We start from the raw sequence: 25903 nt of genomic DNA, 5'->3' as shown, positions 1-25903 counted from the left end.
CGAAGCGGATTCAGTCGCCCTTAATGACTGACGCTCGAAGGTGCGCCCATTAAAACGGGAGCATCAGCATGCGTCTCGCGTTCTTTGGATTGGTTGCCGCAGGCATTGCCGGCTTTGCCGCCTACGATCAGTACGACAAGAAGACGAATTTTCAGCGCGTCAACGCGCATGTCAGCACCGTGACCGAGCAGTGCTACCTGGAGAAGGTCGAGCGCGGCATTCTCTCCAAGACCACGTCGACCTCCGACATGCTGCGCTGTGAGCTCGCCGAGCTGCTGACGCGCGAGCACCCGAAATGGCAGGGCTACGAGATCAAGCACAAGATCGAGATCCAGTTTGCCTTCATCTCTCCGGTCGACGGCGCGACGCATACGTCGAGCCTCAGGATGTCCGCCTTCCCCGATGGCCGGGCACTGCGCATGGGGGATGTCTTCCAGGTCCTCGCATCCAAGACCAAGGCGGACAAGACCCGCCAGGTGTGAGCTCAGCTCCCCTCGCCCGCATCGCTCTCCTCGCCCGCGACATATTCGAGGATGTCGCCGGGCTGACAGTCGAGCTCGCGGCAGATCGCGGCCAGGGTCGAGAAACGCATCGCCCTCGCCTTGCCGGTCTTCAGGATCGACAGGTTCTGGATGGAGATGCCGATGGCATCGGCGAGATCCCCGAGGCGGCGCTTCCGCTTCGCAAGCATGACATCGAGGTTCACGACGATCGGCACAAGCATTCACCTCAGATCGTCAGTTCGTTTTCGGACTGCAGCAGGATGGCGTGCTCGATGACGAATTTCAGCGCCATCAGGAACACCCCGCCCGCGATCGTGCCGATGTCGACATTGTAGGACGGCAGGAAGAACTTGACGTCGCCGATCTCGTGCAAGGCATAAGCCACCGTATTGCCAGTGATCAGGTCGATGAACGGCCAGATCACCAGAATGATCCCCATCCACCACACACCCTGGAGCGTCTCGGACACGAAGATCCGGCCGCGCGCGAATCGATGCACCATGCGGTGAAGGATGCCGGTGAACACGGCAAAGAACGACAGCTGAAACAAAAATAACGTCCAGAACAGCATCTGCCCCTTGCGCGACATGTCGAGCGGGTTGGTGACGATGCCCGCGCATTTCGCCTGCTCGGGACTGAGGCTGGCCGCAATCGACGCGGAGGCGGTCGTGTTGTGGCGATAGGCAAGCCATATCACCACCGGGAATGCCGCCCAGATCATCCAGAACGCAAGATCGAGGCGTCGAAACCAGCGCTGCCGGGCCTCGCGCACCGACGTCCTCACCGCATCCATCTCCAGCCACTCCGCAATGCAAGGGTCATCTATGGGGACCAGTATGCCCGTTCCATCAGCTTGACTCAACCTTAAGCGCGATATATTGATTGTTTATCATGAAATAATTCATGATAATTAATCCGATATGGAGCCCCCATGCGTTCCACCCTCGTCCGGCACGTGCTCGCAGCCATGTTGTCCATCTCGCCGCTCGGAAATGCCGAAGCCGCAGCGGCGGGCGATCCCGGCGGCGTCTGGCTGACCCAGTCGGGCGATGCGAAGATCAAGGTGAGCCGCTGCGGCAATGCGCTGTGCGGCCGCGTCGTCTGGCTGAAGGAGCCGATCGACAAGAAGACGGGCAAGCCGCAGCTCGACGACCACAATTCCGATCCGGCGCTGCGCGGCCGGAAGATCGTCGGCATCTCCCTGTTCATCGACATGCAGGCCGCCGGCGCCAACAAATGGTCGGGCCGGATCTACAATGCCGACGACGGCAAGACCTATGCGAGCACGGTGACCTTGCTGCCGTCGGGCAATCTCAACGTCCAGGGCTGCATGGGAACGTTGTGCGCGGGTGAAGATTGGACACGGTGAGCGGCCGATCGGCGAGCGCAACGTCAAAGCCGCCGGTTCCGGCGGCTCTTTTGTCTGCGATCTCTTTTATCTGCGGTGACGTGTCGGATCGGCAGCCCCTCGTTCGTCATCTAGACATCAACGGGCCTTAAAGCGCGAACGTCGGCCCATCACTGCACGAGGAATGACGAACATGCCCAGCACTGTACGACTGCACCGCGTTCTCGCCACCAGCCCCGAGAAGATCTATCGCGCCTTCCTCGAGGCCGATGCGATGGCGAAATGGCTGCCGCCGAACGGCTTCACCTGCACCGTGCATCATTTCGAGCCCAGGGTCGGCGGCACGTTCAAGATGTCGTTCCGGAATTTCACCACGGGCAACAGCCATTCGTTCGGCGGCGAATATCTCGAGCTCGTGCCCGGCGAGCGCCTGCGCTACACCGACAAGTTCGATGATCCCAATCTGCCGGGTGAGATCCAGGTGACCGTGATCCTGAAGAAGGTGTCGGTCGGCACCGAGGTCGACATCACGCAGGCCGGCATCCCCGACGTCATTCCGGCGGAGGCCTGCTATCTCGGCTGGCAGGAGTCGCTGCGCAATCTGGCGCGGCTGGTCGAGCCGGAGATCAATCAGTAGCAGCGACATCAGTATCGTAGGGTGGCAAAGCGCAGCGTGCCCACCAATCTCTTTCAACCTCGGAAAGATCGTGGGCACGGCGCTCCGCGCCTTTGCCCACCCTACGGCACCGGTTGATCGTAACTGGGCTACGCGCCCTTCTGCTTGAGCCCGCCATCCGCGGTCCAGCGGTCCGGGTCGGGACTGTGCCCGATCAACGCGAGGCCATAGGCGATCGACTCGAACTGGTCGCCCGACATCAGCCGCTCGTTACCGAAGCGGTCGGCGAACAGCTTTCGCACCGCGGGCACGAACGAGGTGCCGCCGGTCAAGAACACCTTCTCCACCTCGCGCGCGGTGATGCCGGCCTCAGTCAGCACCTTGTCGACGGTGGCCCCTAACCGGGCGATGTCGTCGGCAATCCAGGATTCAAAGTTCTTCCGCGCGATGGTCGAACCGATGTCGACGCCGCCGCCCTTGAAACGGAAGTCCACCTCGTCCTGCGCCGACAGCGCGACCTTGGCATCGGACACCGCGCGGTACAGCGAGAAGCCGAGATCGAGATCGACGATGGTGATGAAATCCTCGAGCAGCTTCGGCTTCAGCGCGGTGCGCGCGAGCTCGCGGAGCTCCCGGAGATCGCCATTGCTCTTCATCATCGCGAGCTGATGCCAGCGCGCAAGGTTGGTGTAGTGGCCGCTCGGGACCGGCAGCACCTTGTCGAACGAGCGGAAGCTCGAGCCCTTGCCGAGCCGCGGCGAGACGACGTGGTCGACGATGCGATAGTCGAAGGTGTCGCCGGCAATGCCGATGCCGGCATGTCCCAGCGGCTCGGCGCGAAGCGTGCCGCCGGCGCGCGAGAAGCGCATCACCGAGAAGTCGCTGGTGCCGCCGCCAAAATCCGCAACCAGCACGGTCGCATCGCGCTCCAGCCGGCGGGCGAAGGAGAACGCCGCGCCCACGGGCTCATAGACATAGCGCGCGTGGCCGGCGCCGAGACGCTCGAACGCGGCGCGATAGCGCTGCATCGCCAGCGCCTCGTCGGGATTGCCGCCGGCAAAGTGCACCGGGCGGCCGACGGTGATGTTCGATGTCTCGAAGCCGAACTTTTCGCCGCCATGGCGCGCCAGGGTGCGCAGGAACGCCGCCAGGATGTCCTCAAACTTGAAGCGTTGCCGGAACACCTGCGTGGTCTGGAAGCTCGAGCTCGCCGCAAAGGTCTTGAAGGACTGGAGGAAGCGGTAGACGTGGCGGCCTTCCAGGAAGGTCTCGATCGCCCACGGGCCGCCCTCGGCCTGGGCGCCGGCGCCCGGCCGGTCCTCCCAGAAGCACAGGGCCGAGACGTAGACGCTGTGGCGCTGGCCGCCATGGTCGAAGCGGATGGCCTCGACCCGGCGGTCGTCCGCCGCAAGCGCGACGACCGTGTTGCTGGTCCCAAAATCGATGCCGATCGAGACGGCGGCCGAGGCGCTCGACATGAACCACTCTGACAGTTGATTGGAAAAGGGGGCAGAGCACTAACGGCTTTGACCTGCCCTGCCAAGGCCCGGACCTAGGGTGATCCCGGTCAAATCCGCGCCAATGCGTCGTTTTGGCCGCCGTTTTGCAATTTTAAGCCCGAACCGGGCGCTTTAACGCATCATTATGCTGCAATGCGAGAGACTGCATGCTGCCATGCAAACAAGCGCATAGACACTGGCATCTGGTATACATAGATTGCCTTTCGAAATGAGACAGCAACACTGACTGTCTCGAGAAAGGAATTTCCGATGTCCAAGACCGCCTCCGTCGCTCTCGCGCCCTCCTCCTCGCTGTTCGCCCGTCTGATGGCTGCGATCGACCGCCTCCTGATGGCGAGCGCCGAGATCTCGAATCACAACGGCGACCTGCCGCGTTTCGGCCTGTAAGCCGGGCACTTTCCCGCGCTGCCATCCGGCGCGACGGTTTCAGACCGATCCACATGCTACTTTTGATGAATGGCCCCGCAGGACGGGGCCATTTCTACTTGTGCTGTCCCGAGTCACAGCCGCGACCAGACAAGGTGCTGCGGCATTTGCGCACGGTGGCCGGACCAGCGCTTGAACCTTGGCATAATGAATACAAGAATGCCGCTCCAGCGCTCGCAGAAAAATTAGAGGCGCCACGGGAGGCTTTATGACGGACATGGTGCAGGCAACGGCCCCTACAGCCGCGCGCGTCAGCGACACGTATCGCTGGGCGCAATTGGCGATCGGTGTAGCGGCCATGGTGATGATCGCCAATTATCAGTACGGCTGGACGTTCTTCGTCCCAGACATCCAGAAGAAGTTCGGCTGGGATCGCGCGTCGATCCAATGGGCCTTTACGCTCTTTGTGTTGTTCGAGACCTGGCTCGTACCGATCGAAGGCTGGTTCGTCGACAAATACGGTCCGCGCATCGTCGTCCTCGTCGGCGGCGTGCTCTGCGCCATCGGCTGGGCCATCAATGCGCAGGCGACCTCGCTAAACGGCTACTATCTCGGCATGATCATCGCGGGCATCGGCGCCGGCGGCGTCTACGGCACCTGCGTCGGCAACGCGCTGAAGTGGTTTCCGGACAAGCGCGGTCTTGCTGCCGGCATCACGGCCGCGGGCTTTGGTGCAGGCTCCGCCCTCACCGTCGCGCCGATCCAGGCCATGATCAAGGACAGTGGATTCCAGACCACCTTCCTCTATTTCGGCCTCGGACAAGGCATCATCATCTGCATCCTCGCCTTCTTCCTGCTCGCGCCGAAGCCGGGCCAGGTGCCGAGCGTGGTGGCGAATGCCAATATCATCCAGACTCGGCGCAACTATCAGCCGACCGAAGTGCTGCGCCAGCCGATCTTCTGGCTGATGTACTTCATGTTCGTGATCGTCGGCGCGGGTGGACTGATGGTCACCGCGAACCTGAAGCCGATCGCGGTTGACTGGAAGGTCGACAGCGTGCCGGTGACGCTGATGGCGGTGACGATGACCGCGGTGACCTTCGCAGCGACCATCGACCGCGTGCTCAACGGCCTGACGCGTCCGTTCTTCGGCTGGATCTCCGACATGATCGGCCGCGAGAACACGATGTTCATCGCCTTCGGCATGGAAGGCTTCGGCATCTGGATGCTCTACCTCTGGGGCCACGATCCGGTCTGGTTCGTGCTGCTCTCGGGCTTCGTGTTCTTCGCCTGGGGCGAGATCTACTCGCTGTTCCCCTCGACCTGCACCGACACGTTCGGCGCCAAGTTCGCGACCACCAATGCGGGCCTGCTCTACACCGCGAAGGGCACCGCCGCGCTGCTGGTTCCGGTCGCGAACCTGATGCAGCAGAACTCGGGCAATTGGGACAACGTGTTCATCATCGCGGCCGGCGCCAACATCTTGGCCTCGCTGCTGGCGATCGCGGTGCTGAAACCCTGGCGCAAGGTCGTGGTCGCGAAATCGACCCTCTGACACGCTTCACACAGCAACTCCTGACAACAACGCCCGGCCTCGCGGCCGGGCGTTTTCGTTTGTCCGAAGCCGTTTCGATTCCGGTAATCCGAACGGAACCGTGCATTTTTTGGCGCGAGATGCGAGATAGGACTTGCAATCTGGAATATGGTATACCAAGCTGCCCGCCGCGCTTGCGACGATAAGCCACAACATTTGCGACACCGGGTCATCTTGCAATCCCTGGTCGCAATCAATCAGGCGCGTTGGGAGGTTCTTGATGATTTCCAGCACGGACGGCGCCGTCACAGCTGCGCCTCTTCGCACCGGTTTCCGTTGGCTCCAGCTCGTGATGGGCATCGTCTGCATGGCGATGATCGCCAACCTGCAATATGGCTGGACGCTGTTCGTCGATCCGATCGATGCGACCCACCATTGGGGACGCGCCGCGATCCAGCTCGCTTTCACCATCTTCGTCGTCACCGAGACCTGGCTGGTGCCGATCGAGGCCTGGTTCGTCGACAAGTACGGCCCGCGCATCGTCATCATGTTCGGCGGCGTGATGATCGCGCTGTCCTGGGTGCTCAACTCCTACGCCGATAGCCTTCCCCTGCTCTACACCGCGGCCGTGATCGGCGGCATGGGCGCGGGCGCGGTATACGGCACCTGCGTCGGCAATGCGCTGAAATGGTTCCCCGATCGTCGCGGCCTCGCCGCCGGCGCAACGGCTGCCGGCTTCGGCGCGGGCGCAGCCCTCACCATCGTACCGATCGCGACCATGATCGCATCGAGCGGCTATCAGCACGCCTTCCTCGTCTTCGGCATCGGCCAGGGCGTGATCGTGTTCGTACTCGCCTTCTTCATCCAGCCGCCGCGGATCTCGATCCCGCCGAAGAAGAAGCAGCTCAATCTGCCGCAGACCAAGATCGACTTCACCCCGCCGCAAGTGCTGCGCACCCCTATTTTCTGGGTGATGTATCTCGTCTTCGTGATGGTCGCCTCCGGCGGCCTGATGACCGCGGCGCAGATCGCGCCGATCGCGCACGACTTCAAGATCGCCGACACGCCGGTCACTCTCGCCGGCTTCCAGATGGCGGCCCTGACCTTCGCGATCTCGCTCGACCGCATCTTCGACGGCTTTGGCCGTCCGTTCTTCGGCTTCGTGTCCGACACGATCGGCCGCGAGCACACCATGTTCATCGCCTTCGGCACGGCGGCGCTCATGCTGTTGACGCTGTCGGCCTATGGTCACATCCCGATCGTGTTCGTGCTCGCGACTGCGGTCTACTTCGGCGTCTTCGGCGAGATCTACTCGCTGTTTCCCGCCACCTGCGGCGATACCTTCGGCTCGAAATTCGCAACCACCAACAACGGCATGCTCTACACTGCGAAGGGCACCGCCTCCCTGCTCGTCCCGCTCGCCAGCGTGATCTCGACCGCCTATGGCTGGAAGGCCGTGTTCGTGGTCGCGGTGGCGCTGAACGCGACGGCGGCGCTGATGGCGCTGTTCGTGATCAAGCCGCTGCGCCGCTCCTTCATCCTCGGCAAGGAAGCCGAGAGCGCGAGCACCGCAACCGGCGCAGCCAAGACCGAGACGGCGTAGCGACCACACGCCTGTCACGTCGGTCAAAAAAGGGGCGCAGCGATGCGCCCCTTTTTCTTTTGGGCGCGCGACAAACGTCAGCATTGCTGCCGCAAGATTTTTCGGATCAGCCAAATCGAGTGCTTGACGATTGGCATTATGTATACCACACTTCCCTCATCATTCACCCAGGGAGGTCGCCATGCTGGTCGGAGACATTCTGCGCAAGAAGACGCCGCGCGTTGTAACGGTGCGAATGAACGAAACGGTGGGTATCGCCGCCAAGCTGATGCGCGCCAACAACATCAGCGCGCTGGTAGTCAAGGACGTGGTGCGCTCTGAAGGCAACACCGCGGTCGGCATGTTCACCGAGCGCGACGTGGTGCGTGCGGTTGCCGAGCACGGCGCCAATGCCATCAACGTCAAGGTCTCGCAGCTCGTGTCGGTGCAGCAGCTCGTCTCCTGCACCTCCTCGGACACGATCGAGCACGTGCGGCACCTGATGAACCGTCATCACATCCGCCATCTGCCCGTGATCGACGATTACAGCCTCGTCTCCGTCATCAGCATGCGCGACATCGCCGCTGCCGTCGACGAGGCGCTCAACGGCACGCCGCAAGCGGCCGCCTAAAGCATGATCCGGACCCGGAGGGCCGCGTCAGCGCAAAGTGCGTAGCGGTTTTCCGACAAGATCATGCTCAAGCAATAGCCTGAAGCGCATCGCGCTTTAGGGCACACACTTCCCCTGCGACTACCGGCCCCGGCTCGGATCCTTCTGAGCCGGACCGGATCTTTCGTCCCCAAATTCCGGTCACTGCTCGCGAGGATTTCATGAAGATCTGCATCTACGGCGCCGGCGCGATCGGCGGATATCTCGGGGTTCAGCTCGCGCGCGCTGGCGCGGACGTCAGTCTCGTCGCCCGCGGCGCGCACCTTGCGGCGATGCGCGAGCGCGGCCTGACGCTGCTCGCGGGCGAGGAGACGCACACCGTGCATCCGCGCTGCACCGACGATCCCGCCGAGCTCGGCGTGCAGGACTACATCATCATCACGCTGAAGGCGCATTCGATCACCGGCGTGATCGAGAAGATGCAGCCGCTGCTCGGGCCGCACACCCGCATCGTCACCGCCGTCAACGGCATCCCCTATTGGTATTTCTACAAGCATGGCGGCCAATACGAGAATTCGACGCTGGAGAGCATCGATCCCGGCGGACGGCAGTGGCGCGAGATCGGCGCCGAGCGCGCCATCGGCTGCATCGTCTATCCCGCCACCGAAATCGAAGCGCCTGGTGTGATCCGCCACGTCTACGGCAACAATTTCCCGCTCGGCGAGCCCTCCGGCGAGATCACCTCCGACGTGCAGCGCCTCGCCGATCTCTTCGTCGCGGCCGGCCTCAAGGCGCCGGTGCTCGATCGCATCCGCGACGAGATCTGGCTCAAGCTCTGGGGTAACGTCTGCTTCAATCCGATCAGCGCGCTGACCCACGCAACCCTCGACGTGATCTGCACCGATCCGTCCACGCGTGCGCTGTCGCGCGCGATCATGGTGGAGACGCAAGGCATCGCCGAGACCTTCGGCGTCAAATTCCGCGTCGACGTCGAGCGCCGCATCGAGGGCGCCCGCAAGGTCGGTGCGCACAAGACCTCGATGCTCCAGGATCTCGAGCGTGGCCGCCCGATGGAGATCGACCCGCTCGTCACCGTGGTGCAGGAGATGGGCCGCCTCACCGGCATCGCCACGCCCGCACTCGACTCAGTGCTGGCGATGGTGACCCAGCGCGCCCGCATCGCCGGCCTCTATGACGGCGTCGCGGCACCCGGCGATCCCCGCGCACTGGCGGTGGCGTGATGGCGGGCGAGATGAAACACTGGCTACGCTTCCGTCATAGCGGCGCGACCGGTTTCGGCACGCTGACTGCATCAGGCATCAGCGTCCATGAGGGCGAGATGTTCGGCCGCCATGCCGCCACCGGCAAGACGCTGGCCCTGTCGGAGGTCGAGTTGCTCGCGCCCTGCGCGCCAAGCAAGATCGTGGCGCTCTGGAATAATTTCCACGCGCTCGCAGCCAAGCTGAACCAGCCCGAGCCGCCGGAGCCGCTCTATCTGCTCAAGGCCACCACCACCATCGCCGCGCCCGGCGCGGTGGTCCGCCGCCCCTCTTATTATGACGGCAAGACCACCTATGAGGGCGAGCTCGGCATCGTCATCGGCAAGACCTGCGCCCGCGTCTCGCCCGCGGAAGCGGACGGCTTCATCTTCGGCTACACCTGCGTCAACGACATCACCGCCAACGATATCCTGACCCGCGATCCCACCTTTCCCCAGTGGGCCCGCGCCAAGGGGATCGACGATTACGGCCCGTTCGGCCCCGTGATCGCGACTGGCCTCGATCCAGCCAAGCTCGTTGTGCGCACCATCCTCAACGGCGCCGAGCGGCAGAACTATCCGATCTCGGACATGATCTTCTCGGCGCAGGAGCTGGTCAGCTGGATTTCGCACGACATGACGCTGCTCCCCGGCGACCTCATCGCGGTCGGGACATCGGTTGGCGTCGGCGTGATGAAGGAGCCGGTGAACATGGTGACCGTCGCGATCGACGGCATCGGCGAGCTCACCAACGAATTCCGGCTGTAGCGGCTCCTTCATTCCCGGGCGCAACTCCATCGTGACCTCGGAATGAAGGCTCGCCGGCCATTTCGCCGCAGCGCGGCAAAATTGATCCTGCGCAAATCGCGCCGTCGCGGTCGCCATTATCCTTCCCGGCAACAGATCGATGTCTGATGCAAGGGAGGACGCCATGACGAATGCCACTAATGCACTTTTGTGGACGGCTCTCTACTTTGCCCTCGCGTTCGCTGCGATCTTCGTGGTCTGGTTCGCCGACAAGATGCGTTCGAACTTCCTCGGGAAGTGATAGCGAGCAGGACGCCGTAGTCCGGACTGACATCCGGGACAGACGTTGGCGTGGTCCCGCATGGCGCTACCTGCATGCGGTCTACGAATCCCACCCTCTCCGTCATTCCGGGGCGCGACGAAGTCGCGAGCCCGGAATGACCGCTGAGGATAGTTGGCAGCCACGGCCCCAACCAATCGGGAAAACCCGGCACCTCGCCAAGCCGCTCCATCGGTCGGCCGACGCAACCGGCGGTGGATTCGTGCGACTGGACACATCCGGCAACAGCCGCACCCCTTGATCTCGGTTCCGCTCTCCAATAGCAACTATGGCAACATTGTGCCGGCGTGAGGAATTCACGATGTGGCTGTTTTTCCTGGGTGCCTGGTTCGTCCTGCTGGCCGCCATCGCGTTTTTGGTCCAGCAGGCGTTCGGTTACGATATCAGCCACCTGTCCGCCTGGTTCGCGGGCCTGCCCATGCCGCAACGTATCGCGACGGGCACGATCCTGACCGCCGCCCTGGCGCTGATCGGCGCAAGCGCTGGCGCTTGTCGCGCCAGGACCGGCGCCTCGACACCCTGCGCGACCGCCTCAGGAAGACCCGTGAGGACGTCGTCGTCGCCCATGCCCTGCAAAACCACCTCGACGCCACCGTCCAGCACCTGATCGAGAGCGACCCCAGGGAGGCGGTCTCCGCCCTCGACGGCAAGCTGGGCGAGACCGAGCAGCGCGCGCTGCTGCAGCAGGGCCGCAACGAATCCACCGATATGCATGACCAGCTCGCCGAGATTCGCCGCCGCCAGCAGGCGCTGCGCGAGATGGTCGGCAAGGTCGCCGATCAGCGCCGCGCGGTCGAGCCCGTCTTCACCGAGATCCGCGACCGCCAGAACCAGCTCGAACGCTCCCTGCACGACCTCGAGACCGACGACCGCAAGAACAACCTCGGCGACCGGCTCAAGGAGATCGCGCGCGACGTATCGGCGCTGCTGACGCGGGTGAACACGGTCCAGCACATTTTCGCAACCCTGGACCGGTACAAGGAAGATCTGGCGAAATCCCATGCCGAGCTGGTGCCGCCGCGCTCGAACGACGCCGGTATCAATGCGCTGATCGGCGAGCTCGCCCTCAGCCATGACCGCCTGGCCAAAAGCATCGACGAGCTAGAGACCAGCGGCGAGGCGCCGCTCGCCAGCCGGGTCGAGACGCTGTCGAAGAACAAGATCGAGATCGAGCAGCGCCTCGCCCGCATCGACGACAGTTTCAACATCCTCAAGGCCGTCCGGCTCGACTTCGAGGAGCTCGGTCAACGCCGAGCCCAGCTCGAGCGCTCGCTCGCCGAGGTCGAAACCGACCGCGACGGCAAGTCGCTTGCCGACCGTCAGAACGCGCTGAACGACTTCGTGCTCCAGTCGCGCCAGCGCCTCGGCGCGTTGCAGGAGACGCTGGCGACGCTGAACGCCTTCAAGACCGAGCTGTCGAAGTCGCAGGCTGACCTCGTCCCGCTGAAGGCCCCGGTGTTCGGCATCGAGGCGATGATCGCCGAGGTCAGCACCACGCGCGACCTGCTCGCCAGAACCGTCGGCGAGATCGAGGCGAATGCCGGCGTGACCCTGGCCTCGCGTGTGGACGCGCTGACCAAGAGCAAGCGCGAAGTCGAAGACCGCCTCGCACGCATCTTCGACAATTTCAACACGCTCGATGCCTTGCGCAAGGACATCGGCGGCATCTTCTCGACGATCAGGAACAGCCTGAACCGAATCGGGTGATTGCCGCGCAGGACCGGCATCGCACCAACCAGAAACATCCGGACACATCATCACATCTGCGTTCGCCCGATAGATGCCGCCAACATGTCCCGTGCACGCCGCAACTTGGACGCATTCGGCCGCCCTTTTGTGAGGCGTGTCTGGGGGCACGGCATGGCCGTGTTTGGACCAACCTTCTAGGGGTATCACTGTGAAGAAGATCGTATTTGTTCTGGGTGCAACGCTTGCTCTGGTGACGGCTGCGAACGCTGCGGACCTGCCGCGCCGCCAGCCCGTGCCGGTCTATCCGGCGGAGCAGGCCCCGATCGGCAAGATGCCGATCGGCAAGAGCCCGGTCGGCAAGGCCCCGATCGGCAAGGCGCCCGGCCCGGTCGCAGCGCGCTACTGACGCATTAGCGGAATCTGCGCAAGCGGCCGGCAGTCGAGGGGGCACAGCGTGACGAACAAAGCTGATCGAACGGGATCCTGCATCATCGCGGGGGCCGCGCTCGCGGCCATGATCGCGTGCACGACGCCCTCGGCTTCGGCCCACGAAGCGAACAAGCGCATGGCGGACGCCAATGCGCTTGCCACGACCGACACCGCCTCGCGACCGGCACCGCAATCGCGGCGCCCCGGTCGCGCGCGCGGAGAAAGGTCCCTATTACGTCGACTTCCGTGCCCGCACGGCCGCGAGCTGGGGCCATGCCTTCGTCTGGTACGGCAAGACCAGCGAGCGCGCCGTCGAGGTTGCTGGGCTCACGCCCGCCGGCGACACCTGGGCCTATGTGCTCGGTCACCTCACCTGGGTGCCATCAGAGACCGGCGCGAGCTACGGCGATCTCGATCCGGAATATCTGACCGCGAGCTATCGCGTCTATCTCAACGAGGCCGACGCCAAGCGCGTGTTCGCCTACATCAAGAAATTGCAGACGAGCTCGCCGGTCTGGAATGCCGAGACCACCAACTGCACCGGCTTCATCGGCGACATCGCCGAGTTCATGGGCCTGCAAGTCCCCAACCGCTGGCAGCGCCCAGAAAACTTCGTCAACCGCCTCAAGGAAATGAACGGCGGCCGGCAGATGGTGCGGCTGTCGGCGGAGTAGCAGCAGCCTCGGTATCCGTGCCCCGGACGCAGAATGTGGGTCCCGGCTCTGCGCCGCAACGCCAAGAGGCGTTGCAGCGCGTCCGGGACACGAGATCATCCAAATTATCCGCCCCGCGGAATCTTCCTCATCCCCTGCATGAGCGCCCCGCCCTAACCGCACGCCCGCGCAATAGACTTTTCCCACCCCCGGCGGCATCCTCCGGCCATCAACCGATAACAGAGCCCGCGGGCCACCCAGGGGGGAACACATCATGCTGCAGACACGCTTCACTGAACTCGTCGGGGTCGAGCACCCGATCGTCCAGGGCGGCATGCAGTGGGTCGGGCGGGCCGAGCTGGTCGCGGCCGTCGCCAATGCCGGCGCACTCGGCTTCATCACGGCGCTGACCCAGCCGACGCCGGAGGATCTCACAAAGGAGATCGCGCGCTGCCGTGACCTCACCGACAAGCCCTTTGGCGTCAACCTCACCATCCTGCCCGCGATCAAGCCGCCGCCTTACGCGGAATACCGCGCCGCCATCATCGAGAGCGGCATCACGGTGGTCGAGACCGCCGGCAACAAGCCGCAGGAGCATGTCGACGAGTTCAAAAAGCACGGCGTCAAGGTCGTGCACAAATGCACCAGCGTCCGCCACGCCCTGTCGGCCGAGCGGATGGGCGTCGATGCCATCTCGATCGACGGCTTCGAATGCGCCGGCCATCCCGGCGAAGACGACACCCCCGGCCTGATCCTGATCCCGGCCGCCGCCAACAAGGTCAAGATCCCGATGATCGCCTCCGGCGGGTTTGCCGATGCCCGCGGCCTCGTCGCCGCGCTGGCGCTGGGCGCCGACGGCATCAACATGGGCACCCGCTTCATGGCAACCAAGGAGAGCCCGATCCACCAGCTCATCAAGGAAAAGATCGTCGCCAATGACGAGCGCGAGACCGAGCTGATCTTCCGCACCATGCGCAACACCTCCCGCGTCGCCAAGAACGAGATATCGACCAGGGTCGTCGCCATGGAGAAGGAAGGCGCCAGGTTCGAGGACATCCGCGAGCTCGTTGCGGGGGCCCGCGGCAAGATGGTCTACGCGACCGGCAATTCCGACGAAGGCATCTGGTCGGCCGGCCAGGTTCAGGGCCTGATCCAGGACATCCCGAGCTGCGCCGAGCTGATCTCCCGCATCGTGCGCGAAGCGGAAGCGATCATCAGGAACAGGCTTGAAGGCATGATCGTTCATCCGAGCGCGCAAGCGGCGGAATAATCACTGTAAGAAGCGAGAGCAATTGATGAAGGCTTACGTCTACGGCCCTGATGGCGCTCAGATTTCTGACGTTCCTCAACCTAAGCCGAAAGGCACGCAGGTGCTGGTTCGCGTGCGTGCCTGTGGGCTCAATCGCGCCGACACCGGCATGCGCAAGGGCCACGCCCATGGCGCGGCCGGCGGTGTCGGCACCGTGCTCGGGATGGAATGGGCCGGTGAGGTCGCCGAGCTCGGACCGGACGCCAAGGGCGTCAAGGTCGGCGATCGCATCATGGGATCGGGCGGCGCGGCGTTTGCCGAGTACACGCTCGCCGACCACGGCCGGCTGTTCCGTGCCCCCTCGAACATGAATTTCGAGGAGGCCGCCACCCTGCCCGTCGCGCTCGCGACCATGCACAATGCCGTCGTCACCGTCGGCGGCGTGCAGCCGGGACAGGCCGTGCTGATCCAGGGCGCGAGCTCCGGCGTCGGCCTGATGGCGATGCAGATCGCCAAGCTGAAGGGCGCCAAGCTCGTGATCGGCTCCTCGACCGATGCCTACCGCCGCGGCCGGCTGAAGGAATACGGCGCCGACCTCGCGGTCGATTCCTCGGACCCCAAATGGGCCGAGGAGGTGCTGAAGGCGACGAACGGCGAAGGCGTCGACCTCATCGTCGACCAGGTCTCCGGCAAGGTTGCCAACCAGAACCTCGCCGCAACCAGGGTCCTGGGCCGCATCGTCAATGTCGGCCGGCTCGGCGGCACCCATGCCGACTTCAACTTCGACCTCCATGCCGCCCGCCGCATCAGCTACATCGGCGTCACCTTCCGCACCCGCACCATCGAGGAGGTGCGCGAGATCTTCGAGGAGGTCCGCAAGGACATCTGGGGCGCGGTGGAATCGCGCAAGCTGCAGCTCCCGATCGACAAGGTCTATGGGTTCGACGACATCGACAAGGCGTTCGAGCACATGGAGGCGAACAAGCATCTGGGGAAGATCGTGGTGACGGTGCCGTAACGCCCCGGAGCCATCCAAAGACACCGGTCTCGTAGGGTGGGCAGCAAAGCGAAGCGTGCCCACGATCTGTATCCATCACGGAGGAATCGTGGGCACGGCGCTATCGCGCCTTTGCCCACTCTACGAGTTTGGAGTGCGCCGCTCTCTCCGCTCGTCATGGCCGGGCTTGACCCGGCCATCCACGTCTTGGCGGCTTGGCACGAAGAACGTGGATGCCCGGGACGAGCCCGGGCATGACGGGGCAAGTGGCATCAGCCACCATCCAATTCGGAAGCATTCGCAATAGCTTCGCTCCTGCAACTCACTTGCGACTATAGCTGTGGATCGTCGCTTGATGTTCGACCTCACCCTGCTACATCCCCGCCATGACATCCCAGCACAACAAGACCTCGGTCGCGGCCATCTCGATCTTCGCCAGCGGCGGCATGGCAGCGGCCAAGTTCGTCGTCGGCATCGCGATCGGCTCGCTCGCGCTGATCTCCGAGGCCCTGCACTCCTCGATCGACCTCGTCGCAACCATCATCACCTGGGCGGTGGTGCGGGTGTCCGACAAGCCGGCCGACGAGGAGCACCATTACGGCCACGGCAAGCTGGAGAGCATCTCCGCGCTCGGCGTCACCGCCCTGCTCTACGTGCTCGCCGGCGGCATCCTGGTCGAGGCCTATGGCCGCTTGCGCGAGGGAACCGCGCCGCCGACGATTTCGGCCGTGCCGTTCGTGGTGCTGGTGATCGACATCGTCGTGAACCTCTGGCGCGCGCGTGCCCTGCACCGGGCCGCGCGGGAGACCAGGAGCCAGGCGCTCGCCGCCGACGCGCTGCATTTCGCTTCCGACGTGATGGGCTCGTTCGCCGTGATCGTGGGCCTGATCCTCGCCGCCCTCGGCTTCTGGTGGGGCGACGCCGCGGCCGCCGCCGCGGTTGCAGTCATGATCGCCCTGCTCTCGCGTCCTGGCTGACATCGGTGATGGAGCGCGGCAAGCGGAAGGGGCGGCTTCGGAGAGCACCGCCGCGATCCGCGGCGTCCCCGGCGTGATCGACGTCGAGCGGTTGCGCGTGCGCATGGTCGGCGCGACCACCTTCATCGACACCATCGCCAAGGTGCCGCGGACCTATCCGATCGACCGTGTCGAGGAGATCAAGCGCGAGGCGCAGGCCGCCGTCGGCAAGGCGTTCGGCGATGCCGACCTCACCTTCACCCCGGTCCCGGTCGCGCGCGACAACGAGACCGTGCGCGACCGCATCATGGTGATCGCCCACAATTCCGGCCTCGCCATCCACCACGTCACAGTGCACGATCTCGGCGCCAAGCTGATCGTCAGCATCGACCTCGAGGTCGACGCCGAGATGCAGCTCGAGGCCGCCCATGACATCGCCAACACGCTGGAGCGCAGCATCCAGGAGGAGTTCGGCGAGGACGTCGAGGTCGACGTTCATATCGAGCCGCTGGAGCCGGAACTGCCGTTCGGCGTCGATGCCGCGCCGGAGCGGGTGCAGACCATCGCCACTGCACTGGCCGAGTTCGCCGGCGAAGGCGAGATCCACGACATCCATAATGTGCGCGTCCGCAACACCGATGCCGGCGAGATCGTCAACTTCCACTGCCGCGCCGCTCCGTCGATGAGCGTGATCAAGGTGCACGAGCATGTCGACGCGATCGAGCGCGCGCTGCGCCGCGCGTTCCCGAGCGTGAAGCGCGTCATCAGTCACGCCGAACCGCCGCGCGCGTGACATGGAATGCGTGCGGAGTCGCACGTTCTCGTTTCGGACTCCTCGCGCCCGTGAGTTTGCGAACATACGATGCGCGAACTGCGCGTTGGATAAGAATAATTTCGCGTTAACGATTCGTTGACTCTCGACAGCCCGGCAAAACTGGATTCAAATCGATGTGATTCGGAAGCGACGTGGGGCCGCTTCCGAGCAGTTTTCAGGGGGCCGAAGGCATGTCGCGTGCAGACGCCGCGAACGCGTGCGTCCAATCCGATTCGATCAAGGGATTGGCACAATCGATCGCGAAACCTGCCTACCACCGGCTGCTGATCGCGGAGCCGGCATTGCGCCGCGCCGTGCCGACGCTCATCATCGCCTTCCTGATCACCATCTGCCTCGGCGCGTTCGTGCAGGTCGTCGACCAGACGCGGCAGAAGCGGCAGGTCGTCCGGCACGACATCTCCGCGCTTGCCGACCTGCTCGCCGAACGCATCGATCGCCTCACCTCGTCGCGGATGGAGCGGCTGAAGAATATCGAGAACCTGCCGACGCTGCTGCCCGACCTCATCCCGTCCTGGGGCCTGGCCGCGGGCCGCCACGTCATCGTCACCTCGGCCGGCATCGACCGCCGCATCCTCGCCCGCATTCCGATCGACAGCGATCCCGCCGGCAATGACCGCCTGCTCGATGCGATCACCACCGCGCAGCTGCTCGCAGCTCCGCCGCGCGACAACAACGTCTCCGACATGACGCTGCCGAGCGGCAACGCCGCGATGGCGATCTCGCGCCAGATCAAGTCGCTGCCCGGCCTCGTCACCGTGATCCAGGAGCGCAACGAGCCGATCTGGGGCTCTGACGCCGCGCTCTCGGTGACGCTGTCGGCGACAACAGGCTTCGTCGTCCTGATCCTCGGCTTCGCCTTCCACTGGCAGTCCACCCGCGCCCGCGAGGGCGACCTCATCAACGACGCGGTGCGCGGCCGCATCGACACCGCGCTCAACCGTGGCCGCTGCGGCCTGTGGGACTGGGACCTGTCGCGCGGCCGGATCTTCTGGTCGCAGTCGATGTTCTCGATGCTCGGCCTCGACGGCCGCAACGAGCTCCTCACCTTCGGCGAGGTCAACGCGCTGGTGAAGTCCGACGACATCGATCTGTTCGAGATCGCCGACCAGCTCATCTCCGAGAAGATCGACCACATCGACCAGACCTTCCGCATGCAGCATGTTGACGGCCACTGGATCTGGCTCCGCGTCCGCTGCGAGAAGACGCGCGGGGCAACTGATTCCAGCGTGCACCTGATCGGCATCGCGGTCGACATCACCGAGCAGAAGAGCCTCGCCGAGAAGACCGTGGAAGCCGACCTGCGCCTGCGCGACGCGATCGAGACGATCCCGGAAGCCTTCGTGCTGTGGGACGCCAGCGACCGCCTCGTGCTCTGCAATTCGCACTTCCAGCGCCTGCACAAGCTGCCCGACACCGCCGTCATTCCCGGCACCTCCTACGAGACCGTGCTCGAGGTCGGCCGCATGCCGGAGGTGCGCACCCGCCACAACGAGACCGGTGCCCAAGGCCCGGGCGCCCGCACCTTCGAGGCGCAGCTCGACGACGGCAGCTGGCTGCACATCAGCGAGCGCCGCACCAAGGACGGCGGCTACGTCTCGGTCGGCACCGACATCACCCGCATCAAGGAGCACGAGCAGAAGCTGGTCGACAACGACCTGCGCCTGCGCGCCACCGTCATCGACCTGAAGCGCTCGCAGGCAGCGCTGGAGCGCCAGGCGGTCGAGCTCGCGGACCTTGCCGAGAAGTACCAGCGCGAGAAGACCCGCGCCGAGGAAGCCAACCAGACCAAGTCGAAATTCCTCGCCAATATGAGCCACGAGCTGCGCACACCGCTGAACGCCATCATTGGCTTCTCCGAGATCATGGGCTCGGGCATGTTCGGCGAGCTCGGCAGCGAGAAGTACCAGGAATACTGCCAGGACATCCTGAACAGCGGCCACTACCTGCTCGAGGTCATCAACGACATCCTCGACATGTCCAAGATCGAGGCCGGGCGCATGAAGCTCGACATGGAAGAGCTGGACTTGGCGCAGACGCTGGCGGAATCCCTGCGCGTCGTCACCGGGCGGGCCCAGGACAAGCACCTGACGCTGGACGCCGACATCGCGAAGTCCATCTCGGTCGTCGCCGACCGCCGCGCCACCAAGCAGATCATCGTCAACCTCTTGTCCAACGCGGTGAAGTTCACGCCCGACGGCGGCCGCGTCGTGGTCCGCAGCCGCGAGCTCGACGACAGGATCGTGCTGATGATCGCCGACACCGGCATCGGGATCGCGCCGCATTCGCTGGCGCGGCTCGGCCGCCCGTTCGAGCAGGTCGAGAGCCAGCTCAGCAAGACCTATCACGGCTCGGGCCTTGGCCTTGCCATCGCCCGCTCGCTGGCGCAGCTCCACGGCGGCTCGATGCGGCTGCGCTCGAAGATTGACGTCGGCACCGTCGTCCGCGTCACCCTGCCGCGCAACGCCGTCAAGGCGGCGACCGGGATATCGGCGGCGGCTTAGCGCACGGCGGGAAGCTCGCCCGAGGCCATCCTTCGAGACGCCCGCCTCCGGCGGGCCCTCAGGATGAGGGCGGAGTACGCGGCAGCCGTTTCAACGAGCACCGATACAACGCTTGCTCCGGCCCCGCCGCTCTGGCTCCTACAGCTGCAGCGACGGCGCCACTTCGCGCGCGACATTGACCAGCGCCGCGATCAGCGGCGTCATGGGATCGCGCTGCGGGATCACCATGCCGATGCTGTAATTGACCTCGGGGTCGATGATCGGGATCGAACGCACGGTGTCGGAGAGGCCGAGTGTCTCGGCGAGCTTGGCCGGCATCACGCTTGCCCAGCGCCCTGTCTTCACATGCGTGAACAACACGAGCAGCGAGTTCGAGGTCAAGGTCGGCGTCGCCTCCGCGCCGACCGAGCGCAGCGCACGATCGATGATGCGGCGGTTCTGCATGTCGGGCGTCAGCAGGCACAGCGGCACCTGCCCGACCTCGGTCCAGGTCACCGTCTCGCGGTCGCCGAACATTCCGTCCGGCGCGGTCAAGAGACGATAGCTCTCGTTGTAGAGCGGAATGGTGCGCACCTTGCCGATCGGCTCGTTCTCGATATAGGTCAGCCCCGCATCGACCTCGAGATTTTCGAGCAGCCCCAGTACCTCCGATGACGTCGTGGACTGGATGCGGAAGCGCACCTCGGGATGCCGCGCGCGGAACGGCGTCGTCAGCGCGGCGACCATGCCGAGCACGGTCGGGATCGCGGCAATGCGGATCTCGCCGGAGAGCTGGTGCTTCAACCCGTTGATCTCGTCGCGCATGGCGCGGGCATCGCCCACGATCCGCCGCGCCCAGTCGAGCGCCCGCTCGCCTTCGGGCGTGAACCCCTGGAAGCGTGAGCCGCGCTGGACCAGCATCACGCCGAGGATCTCCTCGAGCTGCTTCAGCCCGGTCGACATCGTCGGCTGGGTCACGCCGCAAGCCTCTGCCGCGCGTCCAAAATGCCGTTCCTTCGCCAGCGCCAGCAGCAGTTCAAGCTTGTCGATCAACCGGACGTCCCCTCGAATTCTGTCGTGGCATGCAAGCTAGCATGCCGGGCCTGCACCAACACGCAAAAACCGGCAGCCGATACAAGCTTCATTACCAATTCGTATCGACCGATTGCGGTTGCAAATCGATCTGAATTCGCAATCGCAGCATGAGACAGCTTTATTGATCTTCGAATGATTCCAAATACTTTGTGGGGAAATAACGCTGAGGTTGAGAACGAAGAATGACAGCGGTTTACGAGCCTTGGGACGAGACGCGCGGCGCCGAGATCATCGCTGAACATGCGAAGCAGGAGGGCGCAACGCTCGTCATCCTGCATGCGCTTCAGGAGGCGTTCGGCTACGTGCCGGAGGCGGCGATTCCCATGGTCGCGCAGGCGCTGAATCTGTCGCGCGCCGAGGTGCACGGCGTTTTCACCTTCTATCATGATTTCCGCCACAAGCCAGCCGGCCGCCACGTGCTGAAGCTGTGCCGCGCAGAGGCCTGCCAGGCCGCGGGCGGCGATGCGCTGGCCGCGCGCGCCGAATCGAAGCTTGGCGTGTCGCTCGGCAATACGACGGCTGATGATCGCGTCACGCTCGAGCCGATCTACTGCCTCGGCCTGTGTGCGACCGCGCCGTCGGCGATGCTCGACGGCCGCCTCATCGGCCGGCTCGACGAGAAGCGGCTGGATGCCCTGGTTGCGGAGGCACAGCGATGAGCATGCGTCTCTTCGTCTCACGCGATGCAGGTGCGGTCGCCGTCGGCGCCGACGAGGTTGCGCTGGCGCTGGAACAGGCCGCGGCCAAGCGCGGCGTCGCCGTTGAGATCGTCAGGACCGGCTCGCGCGGCATGTACTGGCTGGAGCCGCTGGTCGAGGTCGCAACGCCGCAAGGCCGGATCGCCTTCGGCCCTGTGACCGAAGCCGACGTGCGCTCCCTGCTCGACGCGCTCGCCAACAACACACCGCATCTGTTGCGGCTCGGCGCGACCGACGAGATTCCCTGGCTGAAGCGCCAGACCCGCCTCACCTTCGCCCGCTGCGGCGTGATCGATCCGCGCTCGCTCGACGACTACCGCGCCCATGGCGGCTACAAGGGGTTTGAGCGCGCGCTCTCGCTCGGCCCTGATGCGATCCTGAACGAGGTCACCGCATCCGGCCTTCGCGGCCGCGGCGGCGCGGGCTTTCCGACCGGCATCAAGTGGAAGACCGTCGCGCAGGCGAAGGCCGACCGCAAGTTCATCGTCTGCAACGCCGACGAAGGCGACAGCGGCACCTTCGCCGACCGCATGATCATGGAAGGCGATCCCTTCCTGGTCATCGAAGGCATGACGACTGCCGGCATCACCGTCGGCGCGACCAAGGGCTACATCTACATCCGCAGCGAATATCCGCATGCGGTCGAGGCGATGAACGCCGCCATCGTGGCGGCCAAACGCGGCGGCTATCTCGGCGACAAGATCGGCGGCTCCGCCTACAGCTTCGATCTCGAAGTGCGCGTCGGCGCCGGCGCCTATGTCTGCGGCGAGGAGACCTCGCTGCTGGAGAGCCTGGAAGGCCGTCGCGGCATCGTGCGCGCCAAGCCGCCGCTGCCGGCGCATCACGGCCTGTTCGGCAAGCCGACCGTCATCAACAACGTGCTGTCGTTCGCGGCGATTCCCTTCATCCTCGCGGAAGGCGCCAAGGCCTATGCCGATTTCGGCATGGGCCGCTCGCGCGGCACGATGCCGATTCAGCTCGCCGGCAACATCCGCTACGGCGGCCTCTACGAGACCGCCTTCGGCGTCACGCTCGGCGAGCTCGTCGACGAGATCGGCGGCGGCACGGCCACCGGCCGTCCGGTCCGCGCGGTTCAGGTCGGCGGCCCGCTCGGGGCCTATTTCCCACGCGCGCTGTTCGACACGCCGTTCGACTACGAAGCGTTCGCGGCGCGCGACGGCCTGATCGGCCATGGCGGCATCGTCGTGTTCGACGACAGCGTCGACATGCGCAGGCAGGCGCGCTTCGCCATGGAGTTCTGCGCCGTCGAATCCTGCGGCAAGTGCACGCCGTGCCGGATCGGCTCGACCCGCGGCGTCGAGACCATCGAGAAGATCATCAACGGCGAGCGCGTCCATGAAAATCTCGCGCTCGTCGAGGACCTCTGCAACACCATGAAATTCGGCTCGCTCTGCGCACTCGGCGGCTTCACGCCCTACCCCGTGCTCAGTGCATTGAAGCACTTCCGGGAGGACTTCGCACCCATCCCGACCACGCTTCAGGCCGCGGAATAGGAGAACGACAATGTCTCTGATCGAGGAAATCGACTACGGCACGCCGCGCTCCAAATCGGAAACGATGGTCACGCTGACCATCGACGGCAATCAGGTCACGGTGCCCGAGGGCACCTCGATCATGCGGGCCGCGATGGACGCCGGCCACCAGATCCCGAAGCTCTGCGCCACCGACATGGTCGACGCCTACGGCTCCTGCCGGCTCTGCCTCGTCGAGATCGAGGGCCGCGCCGGCACGCCTGCATCCTGCACGACGCCGGTCATGAACGGCCTCGTCATTCACACCCAGACCGAGCGGTTGAAGAAGCTGCGCAAGGGCGTGATGGAGCTCTACATCTCCGACCATCCGCTCGACTGCCTCACCTGCGGCGCCAACGGCGATTGCGAATTGCAGGACATGGCCGGCGCCGTCGGCCTGCGCGACGTGCGCTACGGCTATGAGGGCGAGAACCACGTTTTCGCCAAGACGAACGGCTGCAGCAACGACCACTGGATGCCGAAGGACGAGTCCAACCCGTACTTCACCTACGATCCCTCCAAGTGCATCGTCTGCTCGCGCTGCGTCCGCGCCTGCGAGGAGGTGCAAGGCACTTTCGCGCTGACCATCTCCGGCCGCGGCTTCGACAGCCGCGTCTCGCCGGGCATGAGCGAGAGCTTCCTCGGCTCCGAATGCGTCTCCTGCGGTGCCTGCGTGCAGGCCTGCCCGACCGCGACCCTGACCGAAAAATCCGTGATCGAGATCGGCCAGCCCGAGCATTCGGTCGTCACCACCTGCGCCTATTGCGGCGTCGGCTGCGCCTTCAAGGCCGAGATGCGCGGCGAGGAAGTGGTGCGCATGGTGCCGTACAAGGACGGCAAGGCCAATCGTGGCCATTCCTGCGTCAAGGGTCGCTTCGCCTGGGGCTACACCAACCACAAGGAACGCATCCTCAAGCCGATGATCCGCGAGCGGATCGAGGATCCCTGGAAGGAAGTCTCCTGGGACGAAGCGTTCTCCTTTGCCGCCGCGAGGATGCGCGGCATTCAGAAGAAGTACGGCCGCGACGCCATCGGCGGCATCACCTCCTCCCGCTGCACCAACGAGGAAACCTATCTGGTGCAGAAGCTGATCCGCGGCGGCTTCGGCAACAACAATGTCGACACCTGCGCCCGCGTGTGCCACTCGCCAACCGGCTATGGCCTGTCGCAGACGTTCGGCACGTCGGCCGGCACGCAGGATTTCGACTCGGTCGAGGAGACCGATGTCGCCGTCATCATCGGCGCCAATCCCGCCTCGGCTCACCCGGTGTTCGCATCGCGCCTGAAGAAGCGGTTGCGCCAGGGCGCCAAGCTGATCGTGATCGATCCGCGCCGTACCGAGATGGTGGAATCGCCCCATGTGAAGGCGCTGCATCTGCCCTTGATGCCCGGTACCAACGTTGCCGTCGTGACCGCGCTTGCGCATGTCATCGTCACCGAAGGCCTCGTCAACGAAGCCTTCGTGCGCGAGCGCTGCGACTGGGCCGAGTTCGAGGAATGGGCGGCCTTCGTCGCGCAGCCGAACCACAGCCCGGAATCCACCGCGATCCTCACCGGCGTCGATCCGAAGGTGCTGCGCGAAGCCGCCCGCGTCTACGCCACCGGTGGCAACGGCGCGATCTATTACGGCCTCGGCGTCACCGAGCACAGCCAGGGCTCGACCACCGTGATCGCGATCGCCAATCTCGCGATGGCTACCGGTAATATCGGCCGTCCCGGCGTCGGCGTGAACCCGCTGCGCGGCCAGAACAACGTGCAGGGCTCGTGCGACATGGGCTCGTTCCCGCACGAGCTGCCGGGCTATCGCCACATCTCGGGCGATGCCGTGCGCGACCAGTTCGAGGCGCTGTGGAACGTCAAGCTCAACCCGGAGCCGGGCCTGCGCATTCCCAACATGTTCGATGCCGCGATCGAAGGCACGTTCATGGGCATCTATGTGCAGGGCGAGGACATTCTGCAGTCCGATCCCAACACTTCGCATGTGGTGGCGGCGCTGTCGGCGATGGAATGCGTCATCGTCCACGATCTCTTCCTGAACGAGACCGCGAACTACGCCCACGTCTTCCTGCCCGGCTCGAGCTTCCTCGAGAAGGACGGCACCTTCACCAATGCCGAGCGGCGTATCCAGCGCGTGCGCAAGGTGATGACGCCGAAGAACGGCATGGCCGACTGGGAGGTCACCATCGCGCTCGCCAAGGCGATGGGCTTCGAGATGAACTACAGCCATCCCTCGGAGATCATGGACGAGATCGCGGCGCTGACGCCGACCTTCACCGGCGTCTCCTACGCCAAGCTCGACGAGCTCGGCTCGGTGCAGTGGCCCTGCAACGAGAAGGCGCCGGAGGGTACGCCGGTGATGCATATCGGCGGCTTCGTCCGCGGCAAGGGCAAGTTCATCGTCACCGAATATGTCGCGACCGACGAGCGCACCGGCCCCCGCTTCCCGCTGCTGCTCACCACGGGCCGCATCCTCAGCCAGTACAATGTCGGCGCGCAGACGCGGCGCACCGAGAACGTGGTCTGGCATGCCGAGGACCGTCTGGAGATCCATCCGCACGATGCCGAGCAGCGCGGCGTGCGCGACGGCGACTGGGTTCGCCTGACGAGCCGCGCCGGCGAGACCACGCTGCGCGCGGAGATCACCGACCGCGTCTCCCCGGGCGTCGTCTACACCACCTTCCACCACCCGGATACGCAGGCCAACGTGATCACGACCGACTATTCGGACTGGGCCACTAACTGCCCCGAATACAAGGTCACGGCCGTGCAGATCTCGCCGTCGAACGGCCCGTCCGACTGGCAGAAGGCCTATGACGAGCAGGCGCGGCATTCCCGCCGCATCGTGCCGGCAGAGGCCGCGGAGTAA

The 25903-nt window shown here is 64.8% G+C and carries 23 protein-coding genes and 2 pseudogenes; 20 read left to right on the top strand and 5 right to left on the bottom strand.

Annotation, left to right across the window (positions count from 1 at the left end; genetic code table 11):
• The first annotated feature begins 68 nt into the window (after positions 1-68).
• On the top strand, positions 69-482 hold the full coding sequence (locus tag FOM02_RS25705; RefSeq protein ID WP_027558847.1) for a hypothetical protein: 414 nt from the start codon (positions 69-71) through the stop codon (positions 480-482).
• A 2-nt stretch (positions 483-484) separates the two neighbouring features.
• Here FOM02_RS25705 and FOM02_RS25700 read toward each other — a convergent pair whose 3' ends face one another.
• Together FOM02_RS25700 and FOM02_RS25695 are read right to left on the bottom strand one after the other, a co-directional pair.
• Positions 485-724, bottom strand: coding sequence for a helix-turn-helix domain-containing protein (locus FOM02_RS25700; RefSeq protein ID WP_084334250.1), 240 nt, complete (start codon positions 722-724; stop codon positions 485-487).
• 5 nt (positions 725-729) lie between these two features.
• Positions 730-1296 (bottom strand): DUF2975 domain-containing protein, encoded by a 567-nt coding sequence (locus FOM02_RS25695; RefSeq protein ID WP_027558845.1) that lies wholly within the window; start codon positions 1294-1296, stop codon positions 730-732.
• 138 nt (positions 1297-1434) lie between these two features.
• Here FOM02_RS25695 and FOM02_RS25690 point away from each other — a divergent pair, with 138 nt between their 5' ends.
• On the top strand, positions 1435-1872 hold the full coding sequence (locus FOM02_RS25690) for a DUF2147 domain-containing protein (RefSeq protein ID WP_027558844.1): 438 nt from the start codon (positions 1435-1437) through the stop codon (positions 1870-1872).
• Between the two features lie 172 nt (positions 1873-2044).
• Positions 2045-2488 carry an SRPBCC family protein gene (locus FOM02_RS25685; protein ID WP_027558843.1) on the top strand — a complete coding sequence of 148 codons (444 nt, stop codon included), beginning with the start codon at positions 2045-2047 and terminating at the stop codon, positions 2486-2488.
• 128 nt (positions 2489-2616) lie between these two features.
• On the opposite strand, the gene FOM02_RS25680 is transcribed toward FOM02_RS25685, so the two are convergent.
• Complete coding sequence (locus FOM02_RS25680) at positions 2617-3945, bottom strand: Hsp70 family protein (protein WP_027558842.1); 1329 nt, start codon at positions 3943-3945, stop codon at positions 2617-2619.
• 291 nt (positions 3946-4236) lie between these two features.
• On the opposite strand from FOM02_RS25680, the gene FOM02_RS25675 reads away from it, so the two are divergent.
• The gene (locus FOM02_RS25675; RefSeq protein ID WP_167336519.1) at positions 4237-4374 is read left to right on the top strand and encodes a hypothetical protein; all 138 of its coding nucleotides are present in this window, start codon (positions 4237-4239) and stop codon (positions 4372-4374) included.
• Positions 4375-4621: 247 nt separating this feature from the next.
• Complete coding sequence (gene oxlT / locus FOM02_RS25670; protein ID WP_027558841.1) at positions 4622-5908, top strand: oxalate/formate MFS antiporter; 1287 nt, start codon at positions 4622-4624, stop codon at positions 5906-5908.
• A gap of 6 nt (positions 5909-5914) precedes the next feature.
• Here oxlT (FOM02_RS25670) and FOM02_RS25665 read toward each other — a convergent pair whose 3' ends face one another.
• The gene (locus FOM02_RS25665) at positions 5915-6181 is read right to left on the bottom strand and encodes a hypothetical protein (RefSeq protein ID WP_265440090.1); all 267 of its coding nucleotides are present in this window, start codon (positions 6179-6181) and stop codon (positions 5915-5917) included.
• Here FOM02_RS25665 and oxlT (FOM02_RS25660) point away from each other — a divergent pair.
• From oxlT (FOM02_RS25660) to FOM02_RS25605, 12 genes and pseudogenes are all read left to right on the top strand, one after another.
• Positions 6168-7490: an oxalate/formate MFS antiporter gene (gene oxlT, locus FOM02_RS25660; protein WP_027558840.1), complete on the top strand. Its 1323-nt coding sequence runs from the start codon at positions 6168-6170 to the stop codon at positions 7488-7490. The two genes, FOM02_RS25665 and oxlT (FOM02_RS25660), sit on opposite strands and share 14 nt — an antisense overlap.
• 181 nt (positions 7491-7671) lie before the next feature.
• Positions 7672-8100: a CBS domain-containing protein gene (locus FOM02_RS25655; protein ID WP_027558839.1), complete on the top strand. Its 429-nt coding sequence runs from the start codon at positions 7672-7674 to the stop codon at positions 8098-8100.
• Positions 8101-8300: 200 nt separating this feature from the next.
• Entirely contained in the window at positions 8301-9320 is a 1020-nt protein-coding gene (locus FOM02_RS25650; RefSeq protein WP_027558838.1) for a 2-dehydropantoate 2-reductase, read from the top strand.
• An 11-nt stretch (positions 9321-9331) separates the two neighbouring features.
• Positions 9332-10105 (top strand): fumarylacetoacetate hydrolase family protein, encoded by a 774-nt coding sequence (locus FOM02_RS25645; protein ID WP_035731435.1) that lies wholly within the window; start codon positions 9332-9334, stop codon positions 10103-10105.
• A 620-nt stretch (positions 10106-10725) separates the two neighbouring features.
• Positions 10726-11031 (top strand): hypothetical protein, encoded by a 306-nt coding sequence (locus FOM02_RS25640; RefSeq protein WP_265440089.1) that lies wholly within the window; start codon positions 10726-10728, stop codon positions 11029-11031.
• A complete protein-coding gene (locus FOM02_RS25635) occupies positions 10914-12131 on the top strand; it encodes a hypothetical protein (protein ID WP_265440088.1) in 1218 nt (405 codons plus the stop codon). The genes FOM02_RS25640 and FOM02_RS25635 overlap by 118 nt, the downstream gene beginning before the upstream one ends.
• A gap of 184 nt (positions 12132-12315) precedes the next feature.
• Entirely contained in the window at positions 12316-12519 is a 204-nt protein-coding gene (locus FOM02_RS25630) for a hypothetical protein (RefSeq protein ID WP_018647766.1), read from the top strand.
• A 48-nt stretch (positions 12520-12567) separates the two neighbouring features.
• Positions 12568-13216: pseudogene (locus tag FOM02_RS25625) on the top strand (hypothetical protein).
• Positions 13217-13469: 253 nt separating this feature from the next.
• Positions 13470-14465, top strand: coding sequence for an NAD(P)H-dependent flavin oxidoreductase (locus tag FOM02_RS25620; RefSeq protein WP_027558834.1), 996 nt, complete (start codon positions 13470-13472; stop codon positions 14463-14465).
• A 25-nt stretch (positions 14466-14490) separates the two neighbouring features.
• A complete protein-coding gene (locus tag FOM02_RS25615) occupies positions 14491-15462 on the top strand; it encodes a zinc-binding dehydrogenase (protein ID WP_027558833.1) in 972 nt (323 codons plus the stop codon).
• Between the two features lie 365 nt (positions 15463-15827).
• Positions 15828-17190: pseudogene (locus FOM02_RS25610) on the top strand (cation-efflux pump).
• 212 nt (positions 17191-17402) lie between these two features.
• Entirely contained in the window at positions 17403-19733 is a 2331-nt protein-coding gene (locus tag FOM02_RS25605; RefSeq protein ID WP_027558831.1) for a PAS domain-containing sensor histidine kinase, read from the top strand.
• A gap of 138 nt (positions 19734-19871) precedes the next feature.
• Here the strand turns inward: FOM02_RS25605 and FOM02_RS25600 are convergent, their stop codons facing one another.
• Positions 19872-20765 (bottom strand): LysR family transcriptional regulator, encoded by an 894-nt coding sequence (locus FOM02_RS25600; protein ID WP_027558830.1) that lies wholly within the window; start codon positions 20763-20765, stop codon positions 19872-19874.
• Positions 20766-20989: 224 nt separating this feature from the next.
• On the opposite strand from FOM02_RS25600, the gene FOM02_RS25595 reads away from it, so the two are divergent.
• From FOM02_RS25595 to fdhF, 3 genes are read left to right on the top strand one after another with little or no spacing between them, the layout of a single operon-like run.
• A complete protein-coding gene (locus tag FOM02_RS25595) occupies positions 20990-21466 on the top strand; it encodes a formate dehydrogenase subunit gamma (RefSeq protein WP_027558829.1) in 477 nt (158 codons plus the stop codon).
• Positions 21463-23019, top strand: coding sequence for a formate dehydrogenase beta subunit (locus FOM02_RS25590; protein ID WP_265440086.1), 1557 nt, complete (start codon positions 21463-21465; stop codon positions 23017-23019). The genes FOM02_RS25595 and FOM02_RS25590 overlap by 4 nt, the downstream gene beginning before the upstream one ends.
• A gap of 10 nt (positions 23020-23029) precedes the next feature.
• Positions 23030-25903, top strand: coding sequence for a formate dehydrogenase subunit alpha (gene fdhF / locus FOM02_RS25585; protein WP_027558827.1), 2874 nt, complete (start codon positions 23030-23032; stop codon positions 25901-25903).

It is taken from the genome of Bradyrhizobium sp. SEMIA (genome assembly GCF_014844175.1).
In the GTDB taxonomy this organism is placed as follows: domain Bacteria; phylum Pseudomonadota; class Alphaproteobacteria; order Rhizobiales; family Xanthobacteraceae; genus Bradyrhizobium; species Bradyrhizobium arachidis.
The sequence above is the reverse complement of the archived record's forward strand: the minus strand, read 5'-3'. Positions and strand labels throughout refer to the sequence as shown.